Below are 17299 nucleotides of genomic sequence, written 5' to 3'. Positions count from 1 at the left end.
ATGAGTGAACAGGATCCGCGCCAGGAAGCGGCCACCGCAGAGGTCGGCCACGCCCGCCAGGGCACCGAACCGCGGCAGCACTACCGGCAGCCGGTGCTGCCGCGCAACTTGCGCAACTGGATGATGGTCTGGTACCGCAACTACATGGTGTGGAAAAAGCTGGCCCTGCCGTCGATGATCGGCAACCTGGCCGACCCGATGATCTACCTGTTCGGCCTGGGGATCGGGCTTGGCCTGCTGGTCGGGCAGGTGCATGGGGTTCCGTATATCGCGTTTCTCGCGGCCGGTACCACGGCATCGAGCGTAATGATGTCGGCTAGCTTCGAGTCCATGTATTCGGCGTTTTCGCGCATGCACGTGCAGCGCACGTGGGAAGCGATCATGCACGCGCCGCTGACACTCGGCGACGTGGTGCTCGGAGAGATCCTGTGGGCGGCTAGCAAGGCCGTGCTGTCGGGGCTCGCCATCATGCTGGTGGCGGGAGCATTGGGTTATGCGCACATGCCAGGCGCGCTGCTGGCGCTGCCGGTAATCGTGCTGGCGGGCATCACCTTCGCCAGCCTGGCGATGATCGTGACGGCGCTGGCCCCCGGCTATGATTTCTTCATGTTCTACCAGACGCTGGTCATCACGCCGATGCTGCTGCTCTCGGGTGTGTTCTTTCCGCTGGAGCAGTTGCCAGACGGAGCGAGGGCAGCCACCAATGTCCTGCCGCTCGCGCATGCAGTGGCAATGATCCGGCCGCTGATGCTCGGACGTCCGATCGACAACGCCGCACTGCATATCGCCGTGCTGGCGGCCTATGCCATTGTCGCGCTGGTGCTTTCGCTGGTACTGTTGCGGCGCCGCTTGCTGCGCTGAAATACGCAGGCGGCCGGTTGCCCGGGCCTGATGACCCGGCGCTTATTCATTTGCCCGCCGGGCAGCCTTGCATGCCGTTCTCATTTTCCGGTTTTTCCCGACCCTCACATCACGCCGTCCGCCTCGCTGGCGCTGTTCTGGCTGGCGCCACTCTTGCAGGATGCAGCGTAGTCGGGGCAACCGTGGCCGTTGGCAGCGCTGCGGTATCGACCGCGGCGACCGTAGGCTCTGCCGCCGTCAGCGTTGCGTCGACGGCGGTCGGAGCAACCTATGATGTGACCAAGGCCGGCGTCAAGGCCGTGGCCGGCAGCGATAGCGAGACACCGGCCCAGACACCCTGAGCCGGCACACGCTTCGTCTTACTCGCCCAGTCCGCGCAGCAGGTCAGCCTTCAGATCGGCCACCGACTCCAGGCCCACCGCCAGTCGAATCAGCCCTTCGCCAACGCCCGCAGCCGCCTTGGCTTCGGGCGTGACGCGCGCATGCGTGGTCGTGTACGGATGCGTAATCGTGGTACGCGTGTCGCCGAGGTTGCCGGTGATCGAGCACAGCCGCGTGTTGTCGATCACGCGCCAGGCATTCGCGCGCTGCTGCTCGGGCGTGGCGCCCTTCAGTTCGAACGACACGATGGCGCCACCGCCGCTTTGCTGGCGAATGGCGATCTCGTGCTGCGGATGCGACTTGAGCGCGGGGTGGAATACGCGCGCCACGGCAGGATGCGATTCCAGGAACTCGGCCAGCGCGAGCGCGTTGACGGAATGCCGCTCCATGCGGATGGCCAGCGTTTCCATGCCCTTCAGCAGCACCCAGGCGTTGAACGCGGACAGCGTCGGGCCGGCCGTACGCACGAACGGGAACACCTTGCCCATGATGAAGTCGCGCGTGCCGACCACCGCGCCGCCCAGCACGCGGCCCTGCCCGTCGATGTGCTTCGTGGCCGAATGCACCACGATATCCGCGCCGAACTTGATCGGCTGCTGCAGCGCCGGCGAACAGAAGCAGTTGTCGACGACGAGCTGCGCGCCAGCATCGTGGGCGATCTCGGCCACGGCGGCGATATCGGCCACTTCGGTGAGCGGATTCGACGGGGTTTCCAGGAAGAACATCTTCGTGGTCGGCCGCACCGCCGCGCGCCATGCATTCAGATCCGCCGGATCGACGAAGGTGGTCTCGATGCCGAACTTCGCGAAGATATTCCCGAACATCGTCATGGTCGAGCCGAAGATCGCGCGCGAGCTCACCAGGTGATCGCCCGCCTGCATCAGCGACATCACCACGGAAAGAATGGCGCTCATGCCCGAGGCAGTCGCCATGCAGGACTCCGCGCCTTCCAGTGCCGCCAGGCGCGACTGGAACATCGACACAGTCGGGTTGGTGAAGCGCGAATACGTGAAGCCCTCTTCCGAGTTGGCGAAGCGTTCGGCGGCTTCCGCGGCACTGTTGAAACAGAAGCTCGAGGTCAGGTACATCGCCTCGGAATGCTCCATGTTTTCGCTGCGCAGCGTGCCGGCGCGCACGCCGAGGGTATCGATGCCAAGCGATTCAGGATTGAGCGGTTCGTTCATGCTGGTGGCGCGGTCGTACCCGCGTGAATGCAGTGGTTCCAACAAACCGGCAACAGCGGCCGGCCATGAAAAAAGCCCGTGCGATCGGGTGGTCGGATCGACGGGCTTGCGTGTTCTGCGGATACCTTGGGATTGCCTCGGGATTGCGCGGCTGCAGCCGCTTGTTTCCCTTCTGACGACAATCCTCTGACGGCTATCTCTTTAGCTGTTTCGGGCAGGACCCGCGTCCGCAAGCTGACCTTCAAATCGACGCCCGGCCATGTTACGGCCGGACCCCGCATTCGTCAACGCAAGCGGGGCCGGCGCGGCTTACTCGTTGCCGCTCGAACGCTGCAGGTGCAGTTGCGAGCGCTCCATGTCGACGGTGCCTTCGCGGTCCGCCTGGCTGCGCGCTGTCTCCAGGCGTTCCAGGTAGGCTTCGTCGATGTCGCCGGTGATATAGCGGCCATCGAAGCACGAAGCATCGAAGTCCTTCAGCGCGGGGTTGATGTCGCGCACGGCCTGCTTCATCGCTTCCACGTCCTGGTACACCAGCTTGTCGGCGCCGATGATCTTCGCGATCTCTTCGTGCGTGCGGCCATGCGCCACCAGCTCGCTGCGCGTCGGCATGTCGATGCCGTACACGTTCGGGTACTTCACCGGCGGCGCGGCCGAGGCGAAGATCACCTTGTTGGCGCCCGCGTCGCGCGCCATCTGCACGATCTCGAACGACGTGGTGCCGCGCACGATCGAGTCATCGACGATCAGCACGTTCTTGCCCTTGAACTCCACGCCCATGGCGTTGAGCTTCTGGCGCACCGACTTCTTGCGCACCGCCTGGCCCGGCATGATGAAGGTGCGGCCCACGTAGCGGTTCTTGAAGAAGCCTTCGCGGTAGCCGACGCCCAGCCGGTTGGCCACCTGCATGGCGGCCGGGCGGCTCGAATCGGGAATCGGCATGACCACGTCGATGTCGCCGGCCGAGACTTCCTGGCGGATCTTCTCGGCCAGGTAATCACCCATGCGCAGGCGTGCGTCATAGACCGGCACGCCATCGATGCATGAATCCGGGCGAGCCAGGTAGACGTATTCGAAAATGCACGGCGTCAGCACGGGGTTGTCCGCGCACTGCTTGGTGTGCAGCTTGCCGTCGAGGTCGATGAAGATGGCCTCACCCGGCGCCACATCGCGCTCCAGGCGGTAGCCGATGCCTTCCAGCGCCACCGACTCGGACGCCACCATCCACTCCTTGCCGCTCGGCGTGTCCACGCTGCCCAGGCACAGCGGGCGGATGCCGAACGGGTCGCGCACGGCCAGCATGCCGTAGCCCGCGATCTGCGCGGCAATGGCGTACGAGCCCTTCACGCGGCGATGCATACCGGCCACGGCTGTGAAGATGGTCTCGGGTTCCAGCGCCATGCCATGGCTGGCACGCTGCAGCTCATCGGCCAGCACGTTCAGCAGCACCTCGGTGTCCGAGTGCGTGTTGATGTGGCGGCGATCGCGGCGGAACATCTCTTCGCGCAGCTGCTGCCAGTTGGTCAGGTTGCCGTTGTGCGACAGGATGATGCCGTACGGCGCGTTGACGTAGAAAGGCTGCGCCTCTTCTTCGCTCGAGGCCGAACCCGCGGTCGGGTAGCGGACCTGGCCGATGCCGGCCGTGCCCGGCAGGCCGCGCATATTGCGCGTGCGGAACACGTCGCGCACGAGGCCGTTGGCCTTGTGCATGTGGAAGGTACTGCCGTTGGCGGTGGCGATGCCGGCAGCATCCTGTCCGCGGTGTTGCAACAACAGCAGGCTGTCGTAAATCAATTGGTTGACAGGCGAGGTGGAGACCACGCCGACGATACCGCACATGCCAAGCTCCCAGGGAAAGGCTTTGATTCAGGGGCGCAGCCTTGTCCTTAGGACACGGCTTGCGTTTCGTACCGGCCAGGCATGGGTGCCAGGCCAAATGTCATGTCTTGACGTACTTCGCCAGCTCCGGTGGCAGCCATGGCTTCAGCGATTCCATGGCCTGCATCACATAGGGGCGGCTCACCGCGTCGCGCCAGAATTCCTCTTCCGGCAATTTCGTCAGGCCGGCCAGCGTGACCAGCAGCATCACCAGCAGCGCACCGCGCAGCAGCCCGAACACCAGCCCGAGCCCGCGATCCGCCGGCTTCAGCCCGGTGCTCTCCAGCAACTGGCCGATCACCGTGCCCGCCAGCGCCGCGCCGATCACGGTGCCGATCAGCAAGGTGATAAAGCCGAGCGCATGGCGCGCGATCTCGCCGCCGGGCAGCGACTCGGGCATCCAGCCCGCGGCCACGCCGCCAAAGCGGTACGCAACCCAGAACGCCACGACCCAGCCGATCAGCGACAGCACCTCGCGGACCAGTCCGCGCAACACGCCGATCAGGCCGGAAGCAAGCAGGGTGAAGACGACTGCGTAGTCGAAGAAAGTCGGCTGCATCGTTGCTGGTGGCCGCGCCACGCGCGGCCACACGGGCTTACTGTTCCACCACCTTCGACGTCAGGCCGACCGCGCGCACGCGCTTGTCGGCGGCATCGGCGGCATCCCGGTCATTGAAGGGGCCCGCGCGCAGCAGGATTCGCTCGCCATCGGCCAGCACTTTCTTTTCCACATACGCCGGCACCTTGCTTGCCTTGAGCTTGGCCAGCCAGTTCTTCGCCCGCTCTTCCGAAGAGAAGGCGCCAATCAGGATCAGGTACTTGCCGCTGCCTTGCGGCTTGGCCTCGGCGGTCTTGGCTTCGGCGGTCTTGGCTTCGGCGGGCTTGGCCTCCGCACGGGCCGCAGGCTTTTCCGCCGCGGCGGCAGGCTTTGCAGGCGTGCTCACCAGCTCCTCGCCAGCATCGAGCGCTTCCGCGCCTTCGCCTCGGGCCTGCTGGGATTGCGGGGCCGGCGGCAGCGGATCGGCCTTGCGGGCCTCGACCTTCGGCTTCTGCGCGCCCTGCCCGCCCGAGACCTTTACCGACACATCGTCGGAGACCGGGCGTGGCTTGGTTTCGAAGATGATGGGCAGCACGATGACGGCGGCCACCACCAGCACCACGGCGCCGATCAGGCGGCGGCGTGCGCGCTGCTTCTGCGGGAATTCGGGATCCAGCGTGTCATCGGCATATTCCTCCGCCAACCGGCGCGACGAAGCGATGCCTGCACCAGGATCGGTGCGCTGGCGGCGCGCACGCTCGGGTGCCGGGTCGTTGCCCTTGCGGGAAGAAAACAGCGAAAGCAGGCCCATAGATTGGTTCGGTGCGGCGGCCGTCCGTGTTGAGTCGGTGTCGACCGCTGGTTTGTCGCTCGATTGCCGCACGACCGTTGCACTACAACGATCGTACCGGCGGCGGTACCGCTAGTTTGCCTGCGTGGCGCGGTAAGCCATCACGCCGGCAACGGTATAGAACGATCCGAAGACCAGAATTCTATCATTCTCGGTCGCTCTCTCGATGGCATCCCTGTAAGCCGCCTCCGGGCTGGAAAAGCAGGCCGCCGTGGCGTCCGGCCCCGGCTGGAAACCGCCCTCTTCAAGCTTCAGCAGCAAATCGGCGGCGGTAGCGGCACGCTCGGTCGGCAGGTCGCACAGGCACCAGTGGTCGACCTTGTCGGCCACCTGGCTCAGCACCCCCGCCAGATCCTTGTCCTGCATGGCGCCGAACACCGCGTAGGTATAGCGGAAGAAGCCCATGTTCTCCATGTTCTGCCCCAGCGTGGCGGCCGCATGCGGGTTATGCGCCACGTCGAGGATCACGGCCGGCCGCCCGGGCAGGACCTGGAAGCGGCCCGGCAGTTCGACGAAGGCCAGGCCATTGCGGACTTCCTGCGCGCTGACGGGCAGCCGCGGACGCATGGCCTGCAGCGCAGCCAGCGCCGCCGACGCATTCAGCAGCTGGTTGGCGCCGCGCAGCGCGGGATAGCCAAGGCCGTTGAGCTTGCGCTCGCGCCCGCTCCAGTCCCACTGCTGGCGTTCCTGGCCCTTGGCGGCCTGGTGGCGGAAATCGCGCCCGACCAGCCACAGGTCGGCGCCGATCGCCTCGGCGTGGTCCACCAGCGATTGCGGCGGCACCGGGTCGCCGCAGATCGCCGGCACGCCCGGACGGAAGATGCCGGCCTTCTCAAAGCCGATCTTCTCGCGCGTGTCGCCGAGGTACTGCGTGTGATCGATATCGACGCTGGTAATGACCGCACAGTCCGTGTCGATCACGTTGACGGCGTCTAGCCGGCCGCCCAGGCCAACTTCCAGCACCATGGCATCGAGCCCGGCCGCCGCAAACATGTGGATGATGGCCAGCGTGGTGAACTCGAAGTACGTCAGGCTGATCGGATCGGCAAAGCTCGTGCGGGCCCGTTCCACCGCCTCGAAGTGAGGCAGCAGTTGCGCGTCCGTGGCGAACTCGCCATTGATGCGGGCGCGCTCGTTGAACGAAATCAGATGCGGCGACGTGTGGCAGCCCACCTTGTAGCCCGCTTCCAGCAGGATGCGCTCCAGCATGGCGCATGTGGAGCCCTTGCCGTTGGTGCCGCCAACCGTGAACACCACGGCGTCGATGCGCAGGCCCAGCGCTTCCTTGACGCGCGTGATACGGGTCAGGCCCATGTCGATGCCCACGGGATGGGCGGTTTCGAGATGGGCAAGCCATTCGGGAAGGTTGTGGAAGACAGGCATGAGGGGGGGTGAAGAGGCTTTGCTACTAGATTTGGCCAGCCGGCCTGAAAGTCAAGATCGCTGTTGCGCGGTGGCGCCGGCAAAAGCAAAAGGCGCGTCAACCGCCCGCGCCCTTGCCTGGTCCACCGATGCGGTCTTACGCGACCGCGTCCGCGGGCTGCTTCTGCAGCAGCGCCAGCAGTTGCGCCAGCTCGGCGCGCATCTTGCGGCGGTCGACGATCATGTCGATGGCGCCCTTCTGCACCAGGAATTCCGAACGCTGGAACCCTTCTGGCAGCTTCTCGCGCACGGTCTGCTCGATCACGCGCGGGCCGGCAAAGCCGATCAGCGCCTTCGGCTCGGCGATCACCACGTCGCCCAGGAACGCGAAGCTCGCGGACACGCCGCCCATGGTCGGGTCGGTGAGCACGCTGATGAACGGCAGCTTCGACGCGGACAGCTGGTTCAGCATGGCCGTGGTCTTGGCCATCTGCAGCAGCGATAGCAGGCTTTCCTGCATGCGCGCACCGCCCGTGGCGGTAAAGCAGATGAACGGCACCTTCTGCTCCAGCGCCGCCTGGGCGCCGCGCACGAAGCGCTCGCCGACCACGGAGCCCATCGAGCCGCCCATGAATTCGAACTCGAAGCAGCTTGCCACCACCGGAATGGTGTGGATGGCACCGCCCATCACGACCATGGCATCGGTCTCGCCGGTGTCATCCATGGCCGCCTTGATGCGGTCGGGGTACTTCTTGCTGTCCTTGAACTTCAGGGCATCCACCGGCACGATTTCCTGGCCGATCTCGTAACGGCCTTCGGCATCGAGCAGCGCGTCCAGGCGCGCACGCGCGCTGATCCGCATATGGTGGTCGCACTTCGGGCAGACGTGCAGGTTAGCCTCGACGTCGGTCCGATACAGGGTGGACTCGCACGACGGGCACTTGACCCACAGTCCCTCGGGAATGCCCTTGCGGGTACGGGGGTCGGTCTGTTGAATCTTGGGGGGCAGGAGTTTATCCAACCAGCTCATGAAAGCTCCTTTCGGATGACTGCCGTTCACCGTGCGCAACGGCATGACGATTGCATGACGAACATTACGCATCGGCCCGGCGATAGCCGGGGCAACGACAGGGAATCAACCCGGGAATTTACCATGCCGACAAGGATCAGCCGAAGCAGAACGCGCATCACGCGCACGCTTCGGCACTTTCAGCAGTCCTTAAGCCGGCAATGGATCACTTCAGGTGTCCATGGCCTGGCGAATACCGGCAATGAACGAACGCAGCGACTCGACCGCCTGGGCCCGCGGAGCATCTTCAAGCAGCTGCACGAGGCGGCTGCCGATCACCACGGCGTCGGACACGCCGCTGATGGCGCGCGCGGTTTCCGCGTCGCGGATGCCGAAACCCACGCCGACCGGCAGGTTGACGTGCTTCTTGATCAGCGGCATGCGCGCCGCGACGCTGTCCAGGTCGAGCGTTGCCGAGCCGGTCACGCCCTTGAGCGAGACATAGTAGACATAGCCGCTTGCCACCTTGCCCACGGCCGCGATGCGGTCATCGGTGGAGGTCGGCGCGAGCAGGAAGATCGGGTCGATGCCGTTGTCGCGCATCAGCGCGGCGAAGGACTCGCACTCCTCGGGCGGGTAGTCGACCACCAGCACGCCATCCACGCCGGCGTCGCGGGCGGCACCGGCAAAGGCAGCTTCGCCCATGCGCTCGATCGGATTGGCATAGCCCATCAGCACCACCGGCGTGTCGGCATTGGTCTGGCGGAATTCGCGTACCCACTGCAGCACCTGCGTGAGCGATACGCCACTGGCCAGTGCACGCTCGGAAGCACGCTGGATCACCGGGCCATCGGCCATCGGATCGGAAAACGGCACGCCGAGCTCGATCACGTCGGCGCCGCCGGCAACGAGCGCGTGCATCAGGGCCACGGTCAGGCCCGGTTCCGGGTCGCCAGCGGTGATGAACGGAATCAGGCCCTTCTTGTTCTGCGCGGCCAGCGCCGCGAATGTCTTCTGGATGCGGGACATATCAGGGAATCAGGTGAGGCCGCTGCGCCGACGAATCCTCGTCATTGGCAGCCGCCGATGTTGGGTTGCGGTCCGCCTCGGACCTGGCCAGTTGCACGGCCGCTGCCACGCGCCCGCGTGCCACCTCGACATACTCGGGATTGATCTCGAAGCCGGCGAAGCGCCGCCCGTGGCGCAGGCAAGCGACGGCGGTCGTGCCGCTGCCGGCGAACGGATCCAGCACCAGGCCACCCGGCGGGCAGCTCGACAGCACCATGCGCTCGACAATCTCCAGCGGCTTCTGCGTGGGATGGTTGGCGCGTTCCGGATCCTGCCGGTGGATGCGCGAGATGCTCCACAGGTCCTTGGGGTTGTAGCCCATCTCGAGCCACTTCTTGCCTTCGAAGCGCGGGCGGCTGCGCGCCTTCTTGGTCTCCGGGTCATACGGAATGCGCACCGGGTCCAGGTCGAAGTAGTAATCGCGCGCCTTGGCGAAGAAGCCGATGTTGTCGTGCACCGACGAATACTTGCGCGTGGTGCCGCCCATGCTTGGCACGCGGCGGTCCCAGATGATCTCGTTGATCATGGTCAGGCGGCGCTTGAGCATCACGAACAGCTCGGGCGAGTACTGCCACGTGCAGAACAGGTACAGCGTGCCCTTGGGCGACAGCTTGGGGCAGACGGCATCCATCCAGCGCTCGGACCACTCCAGGTAGGCCTGGCCGGAGAGCAGGTCGGAGTCATTGCCGTAGTCCTTGCCCAGCCCGTAGGGCGGATCCGCGACGATGAGGTCGACCGATCCGTCCGGCAGGCGTGCAATGCCCTCGAACATGTCTTCCTGGAAAAGCTGCAGCGCGGGGGCGTCCGGCGCGCCGGGCAGGTCCGAAGCCCCGCCCAGGGCCAGTTCCGAAGGTGCGGAAGGTGGCAGCGCGCGCATCAGAGCTTGAGCCCCGAACGTTCGGCCACGGTATGCATGTCCTTGTCGCCGCGGCCGGACAGGTTCACCAGCAACAACTTGTCCTTGGGCAGCGTTGGCGCCAGCTTGCATGCATAGGCAATGGCGTGGCTCGATTCCAGCGCCGGGATGATGCCCTCGATGCGGCAGCAGTCGTGGAAAGCCTTGAGCGCCTCTTCATCGGTGATCGGCACGTACTGCGCGCGGCCGATGTCCTTGAGCCAGGCATGCTCGGGCCCGACGCCCGGGTAATCCAAACCGGCCGAGACCGAATGCGTCTCGATGATCTGGCCGTTCTCGTCCTGCAGCAGGTAGGTGCGGTTGCCGTGCAGCACGCCAGGCGTGCCGCCGGTCAGCGAGGCCGCATGCCGGCCGGTATCCAGGCCATCGCCTGCTGCTTCCACGCCGATCAGCCGCACATCCTTGTGCTCGATATACGGGTAGAAAATGCCCATCGCATTGGAGCCGCCGCCCACGCAGGCAATCACCGCATCCGGCTGGCGCCCGGTCATCTCAGGCATCTGCACCTTGGCTTCCTCGCCGATCACGCACTGGAAATCGCGCACCATCATCGGGTACGGGTGAGGGCCGGCGACGGTGCCGATGATGTAGAAGGTGCTCTCGACGTTGGTCACCCAGTCGCGCATGGCTTCGTTGAGCGCGTCCTTGAGCGTGCGCGAGCCGCTTTCCACCGGCACCACGGTGGCGCCCAGCAGCTTCATGCGATAGACGTTGGCAGCCTGGCGCTTGACGTCCTCCGAGCCCATGTAGACCACGCATTCCATGCCGAAACGCGCGGCAATAGTGGCCGTGGCCACGCCGTGCTGGCCGGCGCCGGTCTCGGCGATCACGCGCTTCTTGCCCATGCGCTTCGCCAGCAGCGCCTGGCCGATCACGTTGTTGATCTTGTGGGCGCCGGTGTGGTTCAGGTCCTCGCGCTTGAGGTAGACCTGGGCGCCGCCGAGCAGCTCGCTCCAGCGCTGCGCGTGGTAGATCGGCGACGGGCGGCCGACAAAGTGCTTCAGTTCACGACGGAATTCGGCATCGAACTCCGGATCTTTCTGGTAGTGGGCATAGGCCTCGCGCAGTTCATCGAGCGCGTGGACCAGCGTCTCGGAGACGAAGGTGCCGCCATAAGGGCCGAAATGGCCACGGGAATCGGGCAGGTCGTACATGTCTGGACTCTTCAGGTCAGCGGCCTTGCCTCGGGGCAAGGGCGCAAATTTGACGGTGATGCGGGTGACGCGGCCAGCGGGCCGCCGGGCAAAGCGGCGATCTTGCGACTCGCCTCATCCAGCCTCGGCACTGCGGACAGCGCGCACGAACGCGGCAATACGGGCGTGGTCTTTCACGCCCTTGGCAGCCTCGACGCCGCTGCTGACATCCACAGCGTAGGGCCGCACGCGTTCAATCGCGCCAGCGACGTTTTGCGCGTTCAACCCACCACTCAAAACGATGCGAGGAGCGCCGCTTGCGTTCGGGTTGCCGGTGGACGGATGGGACGGATGGTTGGAAGCGAGCCATGCCGGGGGAATCAGGGTCCAGTCGAAGACGTGGCCGCCGCCGCCATAGCCCTCGACGAAGGCGTCCAGCAGCAAGCCAGCGGCATCACGGTATTGATCGGCGAATTCTATCAAATCAAGACCGGGCCGCACACGCGCCGCGCGTAGAAAAGGCAGGCGGCAGCGCTGAGCAATCTGCGAGCAGTCGTGCGGGCTCTCGTCACCGTGGAACTGAAGCAGCGTGAGCGGCACACGCTCGGCCACATGGGCCACCTCTTCCATGTCGGCATTGACGAACAGGCCCACCACCGAGACGAACGGCCCGGCGGCTTCGGCGAGTTGGGCGGCGCGCGCCAGGTCGACGTAGCGCGGGCTGGGCGGATAGAACACCAGCCCAATGGCATCGGCGCCGGCATCGACCGCAGCCCGCACGTCTTCCTCGCGCGTCAGGCCGCAGATCTTGATGCGGGTGCGCTCAGGCTGCGTCATGGGGAAACACTCCGTGGAACAGGCTGGCGGACGAGTCGGCCGCCGGAATCTGGAAAGCCTCAGGATACTTCACGTCCGCGAGATACAGGCCGTCAGGCATGAACGTCGGTGCGGCAAGCTTGCGATCGCGCCCGTTCAGCACCTCGCCCAGCCAGTGCGCCGGGTAACGCCCCCGCCCCACTGCCACCAGGCAACCCATCAGGTTGCGCACCATGTGGTGCAGGAAGGCGCTGGCGCGAAACCGCACGAAGGTCCAGTTGCCGTCCGCCTTCAGCGTCACGTCATACATGGTCTTGACCGGCGACTTGGCCTGGCATTCCGCGGCGCGGAACGACGAAAAATCATGCTCGCCCAGCAGGCACCGGGAAGCCTCGCGCATGGCATCCACATCGAGCCGCTGGCCCGGCGGCAGCATCAGATACCCGGCGCGCCCATGCGCGAGTGGCACGCGGTGGGGTCCGGTGTAGAGCGCGTAGTAGTACATGCGCTCGAATGCGAGAAAGCGAGCGTGAAAGTCCCCACTGACCGGAAGCGCCCACTGCAGCGCAATCGAAGGCGGCAGGAAGGCATTGACGCCACGCACCCACGAGAACCTTTCACGGTTCAGCGTGGTATCGAGATGGATCACCTGGCCCAGCGCATGCACGCCGGCATCGGTGCGGCCCGCCACGGTGGTCAGCAGGCGCACGCCGGCGAAGCGCTCGATGGCGTCCTCGAGGTGGTCCTGCACGGTATTGCGATGGGGCTGCGACTGCCAGCCGGAAAAGGCGGCACCGTCGTAGTGGAGGCCGATGGCGATGCGGTTCATGGCGCGGAAGACTGGCCCGCCAACCGAGGGGGCCGACAAAAACAAATGCGCCGGAAGGGACGCTTCCGGCGCATCGCTTCGGGCCGCGGCAAGCATGCCGCCTGCCCGGACCGTCGATGATAACTCAGGCGACCTCGAGCAGCAGCGAGCGCGCCTCGGCTTGCAGGTCGTCCTGCGACTGCTCCACGACTTCCTGCAGCAGCTCGCGCGCGCCTTCCTTATCACCGATTTCGATGTAGGCGCGGGCAAGGTCGAGCTTGATCTGCATATCGCGCCCGCCATCCATGCCGTCCGTCGACAGCGTGCTCGGCGAGACGCCCGGCGTGGTGTCGGCGCCGCTGTCGCTCATGCCGATGGCGGCGAGATCGATCGGTTCGGGCAGCTTGCCGTCACGGATCATGGTCGGGGACGGCAGCGGCGTCGCGGCCTCGGCCTCGCTGCGCGCTTCGGCCGTGGATCCGGCATTGAGGTCGAGCGAGATGCCCGACATGTCGAAATCCAGTCCGCGCGAGCGCGTCGGCGTGTCCAGGCGCGGCACGTCCGCCAGCGCGTCGTCACCGGTAACCGGCAGCGTCAGGTCCAGGCCGTCGTCGAATTTCGCAGCCGGATCAAGCGACTCCTCCGCGTGAATGGCGGTATCGCCAAACACCAGTGCGGCCGATTCCGGCGCCACGATCGGGTCGCCGGCCGCCGGTGCCGGGAAGGCATCGAGCGGCAGGGCCAGGTCCGCCAGCGAGGCTTCGCGCGGCGCCGCGGCAGGGTTCAGCGACGGATCCTGCGTGCGCCACTGATCGCCCGGCGCGGTGGCCGTTTCGGGACCACCACTGGTATCCGGCGTCACCGACAGGAACAACGCATTGCCCGCATCGAGTTCGCGCCCCATTTCCGCGGCCTTGAGCCATTCCGCGCCTTGTCCACCGGTCTGGGCGAACATCTCTTCTGCAATCACGCGGAAACCTTCCACATCCTGACGATTACTGTAAATCTCCAGGAGCTTGAGCCTGATCGGCTGCTGCTCCGGATTCTTCTCGAGCGCTTCGCGCAGGATCTCTTCGGCCTGCACATCGCGCCCGTAGGCGATATAGACTTCTGCTTCGGCGATCGGGTCGACCTCGCTGGCTTCCGGCATGTTGTTGCCGATACGGAAATCCGCACCGAACACGCTGTGCTGCGAGGTGTCCACGCTCTGGCCACCGGCGGCGCCGAACAGCGAATTGGCGCCGGCCATCACGGTGCTTTCCTGCGACAGGACGCTGTCACCGAAGGCGCCGCTATCGGCCGTCTTCTGCTGCTGGCGGCGGCGATAGATTGCATAGCCGCCCAGCAGCGCGACCAGCAGGCCGCCGCCCGGCAACAGCATCGGGTTGGCCAGCAGGCCGTCGAGGAACGACGGCTCCGGAGCGGGCTGCGCCTGCACCACGACCGGCGGACGCTTGACGGCCGGGGCAGCGGCCTGCGCAGCGCTGGCCGCCGCGGCCGGCGCCGAGGCGGCTGCCGTTGCAGTGGCCGCCGCCGCAGCCGGAGCAGCCGCCGCACTGGCGGTCGCCTGTGCCGCGGTTGCGGCCGGCGTGGCTGGCGTGGTTTCGGCCGGCGCATCCGCCTTCGGCGGCTCGGCTGCGACCACGTTCGGCGCCTTGGCTTCCGTCTTCGCGGCCTTGTCCGCTGCCTTCTCGGCCTTGTCCTTGTCGGCCAATGCTGCCTGGTTGGCCTGGCTCAGCTTGGCGATCTCGCTGTTCTTCAGCTCGATCAGCTTCTGCATGTCGCCGACGTTCTTTTCGAGCTGTGCCAGACGGCTCTCGGCTTCCTTCAACTGCCGCTCGCGCGCGACGCTGGCTTCGGCCTGCGCCGTGGCACTGGCCGCGCCCGCGCGCTCGGCCTTGCTCAGCTTGAGTTCGTTCTGCGGGCCTGCGGCCGGCACGGCCTGGTCCTGCACGCGCGCGGTGACGTTGCCAGACTGCTGGCGACCGCTGTCCGGCTCGACCGACTTGGCGGCGGCGGCACCCGCCAGGCGGCTCCGGTAGGCGTCAAAGCCTTGCGTACGTGCAACCACCTCGCGGCGGGCCGCCTTGGGCGCCACCGACTGTGCCTGCTGGCGCGAAGGCACCTGCAGCACGGTGCCGGATTTCAGGCGGTTGATGTTGCCGCCGATAAAGGCATTCGGATTGTTTCGGTAGAGCGCGACAAGCATCTGGTCCAGCGACACGCCCTCCTGATCCATCAGGGCATCGCCGGCAATCGACGACAGCGTGTCGCCGCGCTTGACCGTGTACGCACCACCTGCCGCCGCGTCGGTGCCGGCCTGTGCTGGCTGGGCGCGGTGCGTGGCAGCTTGCCTCGCGGGCTTGGCCGCCGGGACCGGAGCCGGAGCAGCCGGTTGCGTGCCCTGCGCGATGGCGGGCTGCGGCGGTGCCGACACCGGTGCGGCGGCCGGCGACGCGTCCGGCGTAGCGGCCTGCACGACCGTCGCGGGCGAGAAACTCTGGTTGGAAGGCTTGGCCCCGGCGGGGTCAAGCAGGAATGTATAGGCCCGCGACACCTTGCCGCTGGACCAGCTCATGTCGACCAGGATGTCGACGAATGGCTCGCTGATCGGCTGGCTGGACCGGACCTTGGCCACGTAGCTGCCATTGGCGCGGCGCTCGATGTCAAGCCGCAGGCTGCTCACTGCCGGCACGTAGGTGAGCCCCGCGCTGGCATATGCCGCCGGAGGGGCCAGCTTGATGCTGAGCCCTGCTGCCTCTTCTGCACTCACCCCGCTGATGTCGATCTCGGCCTGCAGCGGCTGACCCAGATTCGACTGTACCCGCAATTGCCCGAACCCCGCGGCATAGGCAGCCGGCTGCGCAAGCAGCAGGCCGATAGCCGTAACGGCCAGCGTTGACCAGCGCTGACGGACGGTTGGCGCATCTTTCCGGCGATGTTGGCTCACACTCACCTTGTGCTCCGTTATGGTTTTAGTAGCGATAGAAACCCGACCCCAAAGCATTCGCTCCGGCTAGCGGGCATTCTTGTGCGCCCGTCGCCAGATTGCGCGCAGCGCCGACACGAAGGCCGGCACGCAGGCGCATGCCGACGTATTGTGACCCATCCCCCGGGGAAATAGGCGTGCAGATGTAACAACGCCGCGCAGGGGCGCGGCGTCACAGGCTGATCCGGGGTTTCTGTTGCCTGGCCGCAACGATAGCCGCCAGGCCCCGAAAGGTCGATTCCGGAGGATCAGGACTCGATCAAAATGCGCAGCATACGGCGCAGCGGTTCGGCCGCGCCCCACAGCAGCTGGTCGCCAACGGTGAAGGCGGACAGGTACTCGCCACCCATCTGCATCTTGCGCAGGCGGCCGACCGGAATGGTCAGCGTGCCGGTCACGGCAGCGGGGGTCAGGTCCGTCATGCTGGCTTCACGCGTGTTCGGCACCACCTTGGCCCACTGGTTGGCCTCGGCAAGCATGCTTTCGATCTCGTCCAGCGGCACATCCTTGCGCAGCTTGATGGTCAGCGCCTGCGAATGGCAGCGCATGGCGCCGATGCGCACGCACAGCCCGTCCACGGCGATCGGCGTAGCGCCGGTCGCGCCCAGGAAGCCTTCGCCACGGCCCAGGATCTTGTTGGTCTCGGCGCCGCCCTTCCATTCTTCCTTCGACTGGCCGTTGCCCAGGTCCTTGTCGATCCAGGGAATCAGGTTGCCGGCCAGCGGCACGCCGAACTGCTTGGTTTCCTCGGCGGACAGGCCGTGCTGCGTCGCCAGAATCTGGCGGTCGATTTCCAGAATGGCTGACGCCGGGTTGTCCAGCAGCGGCTTGACCGAAGCGTTGAGCGTGCCGAACTGCGTCAGCAGCTCGCGCATGTGCTGCGCGCCGCCGCCCGAGGCTGCCTGGTAGGTCATCGAGGTCATCCACTCGACCATGTCGGCCTGGAACAGGCCACCCAGGCCGATCAGCATGCAGCTGACCGTGCAGTTGCCGCCGATGAAATTCTTCACGCCCTTCGACAGCGCATCCTTGATCACACCCTGGTTCACCGGATCCAGCACGATGATGGCATCGTCCTTCATGCGCAGCGACGAAGCCGCGTCGATCCAGTAGCCCTTCCAGCCAGCCGCGCGCAGCTTCGGGAAGACTTCATTGGTGTAGTCGCCGCCCTGGGCGGTCAGCACCACGTCGCACTTCTTCAGTGCCTCGATGTCGTTGGCATCCTTGAGCGTGGTTTCGTTCTTGGCCATGGCGGGCGCCTTGCCGCCGGCATTGGACGTGCTGAAGAAGACGGGCTCGATATGGTCGAAATCACGCTCTTCCTGCATGCGCTGCATCAGGACGCTGCCGACCATTCCCCGCCAACCGACGAGACCTACAATCATGATTTACCTCGGATGTGATTTTTACTTCCCCGCCATTTTCCTCGCCCGGCGTGGCTGCGCGGGGAAGACGGGCAGGCACGACGAACGGATCTAGGCGATCGCAGTTTTAATAATAGTTTTAATC

At 65.9% G+C, this 17299-nt stretch carries 14 protein-coding genes; 1 reads left to right on the top strand and 13 read right to left on the bottom strand.

The features are described 5' to 3' along the window. On the top strand, positions 1-861 hold the full coding sequence (locus AC3FKH_RS22320) for an ABC transporter permease (protein WP_488677965.1): 861 nt from the start codon (positions 1-3) through the stop codon (positions 859-861). A 359-nt stretch (positions 862-1220) separates the two neighbouring features. Here AC3FKH_RS22320 and AC3FKH_RS22315 read toward each other — a convergent pair whose 3' ends face one another. The 13 genes from AC3FKH_RS22315 to asd form a co-directional block, all read right to left on the bottom strand. Then, a complete protein-coding gene (locus tag AC3FKH_RS22315) occupies positions 1221-2426 on the bottom strand; it encodes an O-succinylhomoserine sulfhydrylase (RefSeq protein WP_488677964.1) in 1206 nt (401 codons plus the stop codon). A 309-nt stretch (positions 2427-2735) separates the two neighbouring features. Continuing rightward, a complete protein-coding gene (gene purF / locus AC3FKH_RS22310; RefSeq protein ID WP_483731616.1) occupies positions 2736-4262 on the bottom strand; it encodes an amidophosphoribosyltransferase in 1527 nt (508 codons plus the stop codon). Between the two features lie 100 nt (positions 4263-4362). Further along, a complete protein-coding gene (locus tag AC3FKH_RS22305) occupies positions 4363-4860 on the bottom strand; it encodes a CvpA family protein (protein ID WP_483708682.1) in 498 nt (165 codons plus the stop codon). A gap of 37 nt (positions 4861-4897) precedes the next feature. Continuing rightward, a complete protein-coding gene (locus AC3FKH_RS22300) occupies positions 4898-5650 on the bottom strand; it encodes an SPOR domain-containing protein (RefSeq protein WP_488677961.1) in 753 nt (250 codons plus the stop codon). 111 nt (positions 5651-5761) lie between these two features. Continuing rightward, positions 5762-7072: a bifunctional tetrahydrofolate synthase/dihydrofolate synthase gene (gene folC, locus AC3FKH_RS22295; protein WP_488677960.1), complete on the bottom strand. Its 1311-nt coding sequence runs from the start codon at positions 7070-7072 to the stop codon at positions 5762-5764. Positions 7073-7208: 136 nt separating this feature from the next. Continuing rightward, a complete protein-coding gene (accD, locus tag AC3FKH_RS22290) occupies positions 7209-8081 on the bottom strand; it encodes an acetyl-CoA carboxylase, carboxyltransferase subunit beta (RefSeq protein WP_483708685.1) in 873 nt (290 codons plus the stop codon). Between the two features lie 210 nt (positions 8082-8291). Continuing rightward, positions 8292-9089, bottom strand: coding sequence for a tryptophan synthase subunit alpha (gene trpA, locus AC3FKH_RS22285; protein ID WP_488677959.1), 798 nt, complete (start codon positions 9087-9089; stop codon positions 8292-8294). A 1-nt stretch (position 9090) separates the two neighbouring features. Beyond that, positions 9091-10005, bottom strand: a complete 915-nt coding sequence (locus AC3FKH_RS22280) for a DNA-methyltransferase (protein ID WP_483731612.1) — start codon at positions 10003-10005, stop codon at positions 9091-9093. Beyond that, on the bottom strand, positions 10005-11198 hold the full coding sequence (trpB, locus tag AC3FKH_RS22275; protein ID WP_488677957.1) for a tryptophan synthase subunit beta: 1194 nt from the start codon (positions 11196-11198) through the stop codon (positions 10005-10007). The genes AC3FKH_RS22280 and trpB overlap by 1 nt, the downstream gene beginning before the upstream one ends. A gap of 114 nt (positions 11199-11312) precedes the next feature. Then, positions 11313-12014 carry a phosphoribosylanthranilate isomerase gene (locus AC3FKH_RS22270; protein WP_488677956.1) on the bottom strand — a complete coding sequence of 234 codons (702 nt, stop codon included), beginning with the start codon at positions 12012-12014 and terminating at the stop codon, positions 11313-11315. Beyond that, complete coding sequence (truA, locus tag AC3FKH_RS22265; protein ID WP_488677955.1) at positions 12001-12822, bottom strand: tRNA pseudouridine(38-40) synthase TruA; 822 nt, start codon at positions 12820-12822, stop codon at positions 12001-12003. Before truA ends, AC3FKH_RS22270 begins: the two co-directional genes overlap by 14 nt. Positions 12823-12946: 124 nt before the next feature. Next, a complete protein-coding gene (locus AC3FKH_RS22260; protein WP_488677954.1) occupies positions 12947-15757 on the bottom strand; it encodes a motility hub landmark protein FimV in 2811 nt (936 codons plus the stop codon). A gap of 281 nt (positions 15758-16038) precedes the next feature. Further along, entirely contained in the window at positions 16039-17175 is a 1137-nt protein-coding gene (gene asd / locus AC3FKH_RS22255; RefSeq protein WP_483731609.1) for an aspartate-semialdehyde dehydrogenase, read from the bottom strand. Between the last annotated feature and the right edge of the window lie 124 nt (positions 17176-17299).

It is taken from the genome of Cupriavidus sp. 21MJTG02-4, from assembly GCF_057798975.1.
This window is presented reverse-complemented; position numbering and strand designations above follow the sequence as displayed.

Excerpts from the sequence above, each read along its gene's own strand:
- trpA (WP_488677959.1), bottom strand. The coding sequence starts at position 9,089 with ATGTCCCGCATCCAGAAGACATTCGCGGCGCTGGCCGCGCAGAACAAG.
- truA (WP_488677955.1), bottom strand. The coding sequence starts at position 12,822 with ATGAACCGCATCGCCATCGGCCTCCACTACGACGGTGCCGCCTTTTCC.
- purF (WP_483731616.1), bottom strand. The coding sequence starts at position 4,262 with ATGTGCGGTATCGTCGGCGTGGTCTCCACCTCGCCTGTCAACCAATTG.
- asd (WP_483731609.1), bottom strand. The coding sequence starts at position 17,175 with ATGATTGTAGGTCTCGTCGGTTGGCGGGGAATGGTCGGCAGCGTCCTG.
- AC3FKH_RS22320 (WP_488677965.1), top strand. The coding sequence starts at position 1 with ATGAGTGAACAGGATCCGCGCCAGGAAGCGGCCACCGCAGAGGTCGGC.
- folC (WP_488677960.1), bottom strand. The coding sequence starts at position 7,072 with ATGCCTGTCTTCCACAACCTTCCCGAATGGCTTGCCCATCTCGAAACC.
- trpB (WP_488677957.1), bottom strand. The coding sequence starts at position 11,198 with ATGTACGACCTGCCCGATTCCCGTGGCCATTTCGGCCCTTATGGCGGC.
- AC3FKH_RS22270 (WP_488677956.1), bottom strand. The coding sequence starts at position 12,014 with ATGACGCAGCCTGAGCGCACCCGCATCAAGATCTGCGGCCTGACGCGC.
- AC3FKH_RS22280 (WP_483731612.1), bottom strand. The coding sequence starts at position 10,005 with ATGCGCGCGCTGCCACCTTCCGCACCTTCGGAACTGGCCCTGGGCGGG.
- accD (WP_483708685.1), bottom strand. The coding sequence starts at position 8,081 with ATGAGCTGGTTGGATAAACTCCTGCCCCCCAAGATTCAACAGACCGAC.
- AC3FKH_RS22305 (WP_483708682.1), bottom strand. The coding sequence starts at position 4,860 with ATGCAGCCGACTTTCTTCGACTACGCAGTCGTCTTCACCCTGCTTGCT.
- AC3FKH_RS22315 (WP_488677964.1), bottom strand. The coding sequence starts at position 2,426 with ATGAACGAACCGCTCAATCCTGAATCGCTTGGCATCGATACCCTCGGC.
- AC3FKH_RS22300 (WP_488677961.1), bottom strand. The coding sequence starts at position 5,650 with ATGGGCCTGCTTTCGCTGTTTTCTTCCCGCAAGGGCAACGACCCGGCA.